Annotated in this window: 1 protein-coding gene and 1 tRNA gene; one reads left to right on the plus strand and one right to left on the minus strand. The window is 44.1% G+C overall.

Annotation, left to right across the window (positions count from 1 at the left end; genetic code table 11):
• Positions 1 to 76: transfer RNA gene (locus A3774_RS15920), tRNA-Asn, on the minus strand.
• Positions 77 to 399: 323 nt separating this feature from the next.
• Here A3774_RS15920 and A3774_RS15925 point away from each other — a divergent pair.
• Positions 400 to 2231 (plus strand): retention module-containing protein (locus A3774_RS15925; RefSeq protein WP_156473737.1); only part of this gene is annotated, 1832 nt, incomplete at its 3' end.

The following is a 2231-nucleotide window of genomic DNA, read 5'->3' on the forward strand; positions in this document are numbered from 1 at the left end:
TGGCTCCCTGAGCTGGACTCGAACCAGCGACCAATAGATTAACAGTCTACTGCTCTACCAACTGAGCTATCAGGGATCTGTACCTCGAAAGTGCGGCGTATCTTAATGACGCAGCTGCAAATCGTCAAGAGATTTTTGCCAATTTTTTAAAAGATTAGCTGGGTTGGTTGATAGTTAAACAGTAGTTGTAATAATAGGTTATTTGTTGTTCAGGGAGTTGTACTTTTATGTGTTTTTTCTTGGGCTAGGTCTGCAGAGATGTTTTTTCTATCTATATAAAAAATATATAAAAAAACCTCAATGATTGAGTCTACCTGTACCTCGGTACAATAGTTTTTGTTGTGTTTTATAACTATAAAGGTGTAATCACCCAAAGGTTTTTAAAGGATTTTATTAGATATGAGTGTTATAGGTACGGTTTCACACTTAATTGGTCGCGCAGTAGCTATTAAATCCGATGGTACAGAGCGCACTTTAGCTTTAGGCGATCAGGTATATGCCGATGAGATGGTTCGTGTGGCACCTGATGCATCTATAGAGATTGCTATGGATAATGGTGACCTCGTCAAATTAGACGGTGGCCAAAATTGGTTGGCGAGTAGTGAAACATATCTAGAGTCTGATAATTTTGATACCAGCGAAGCTGCTGCTGATGCAGAATCGATTCAAGCTGCTATTTTAGCAGGTGCCGATCCTACTGATGTTGCAGAAGAAACCGCTGCTGGGGGTGAGCAAGGCGGAGCTGAAGGCAATGAAGGATCCTCAACGGTCAATATTCAACGTACAGCGGAAGAGGTTGATCCAAATGCTGGTTATGAAACCACGGGCTTTGGTCAGGGTGATACTGATAGACCTCTATATGAAGGCGATGAGATCGCTTTGGTTCAACCCGTTATAAGTATTAGTGGTCCTAGTACGGTGGTTGAGGGTGAAATCGCTACTTATACTATTACGATAAGTCAGCCTGTATTAATCGATATGACAATTAGCGTTATTACGGGTCATGTGACTACAGATGATGGTGATTTAGTCCCTCTAAATATGGATGTAACGATCCCTGCAGGTCAAAGCTCCGTATCCTTTGATGTTCAAACGAATGATGATTACTTTGCCGATAGTGGTGAGCAGTACCAAGTTTCTGTTGACAGCTTTGTGGGCGGCGGCTACGAGAATATAGAGCTTGATACAAGTTCTGTTACTACAACAGTATTGGATCAAGTCGGTAGTGATAATCCTCCTGGAGATGAAGATACTGTTTTATTGGATATTGATGGACCGGCCACCGTTGTTGAAGGCGAGGTAGCAACTTATACGGTTAGTGTTACGAATCCACCGTTAACTGATCTAGTAGTTAGTGTGGTTACTGGGCATATCACTACAGATAACGGTGATTTAGTTCCTGTTAATACAAATGTCACCATCGCGGCAGGTACTACATCTACAACATTTGATGTCCTGACGACAGATGATTCATATGCTGATACTGGTGAGCAGTTCACTGTCAGTATTACAGGTAGTACAGGGGGCGGTTACGAAAATCTTGTTGTAGGTGGCGGAAGTGTTACTACTACAATTGAAGATCAAGTGGGTTCTGATAATCCTCCAGGTGACGAAGATACTGCAACAATTTCACTTACAGGTCCTTCTTCTGTTGTTGAAGGCAATACAACAACACCTTATACCATCAGTGTTGATCAGCCAGCAGCGAGTGTAAGTACTCCGATTACCGTGACCTTTACCTACAGCGGTGTTGCCGTTGATGGAACGGACTTCACCGGTGTTGGAACGATTGATATCCCAGTGGGTAGCAACTCGAACACGTTTACCATCGATACCTTAGATGATGTGTTGGCGGAAGGTGCTGAGAGCTTCACCATTGCGATCGATAGCATTACGGATACTAACTTCGAGCACATTGCTGTAGATGCGACCAACAACAGTGTTGAAACGCAGATCACTGATGACACGGATCCAGGTACTACTGAGCCGGATACAGAAACCGCGTATATCTCCCTAACAGGCCCTGCGTCGGTTATCGAAGGCAATACTACAACGCCATATACCGTAGCTGTGGATCAACCTGCAGCCGATGTTGCCACACCGATCACAGTAACCTTCACCTACAGCGGTGTTGCCGCCGATGGCACAGACTTCACGGGTGTTGCGAGTGTTGATATCCCAGCGGGCAGCAACTCAAATACCTTCACCATCGACACCTTAGATGATGTGTT

It is taken from the genome of Neptuniibacter marinus, from assembly GCF_001597725.1.
In the GTDB taxonomy this organism is placed as follows: domain Bacteria; phylum Pseudomonadota; class Gammaproteobacteria; order Pseudomonadales; family Balneatricaceae; genus Neptuniibacter; species Neptuniibacter marinus.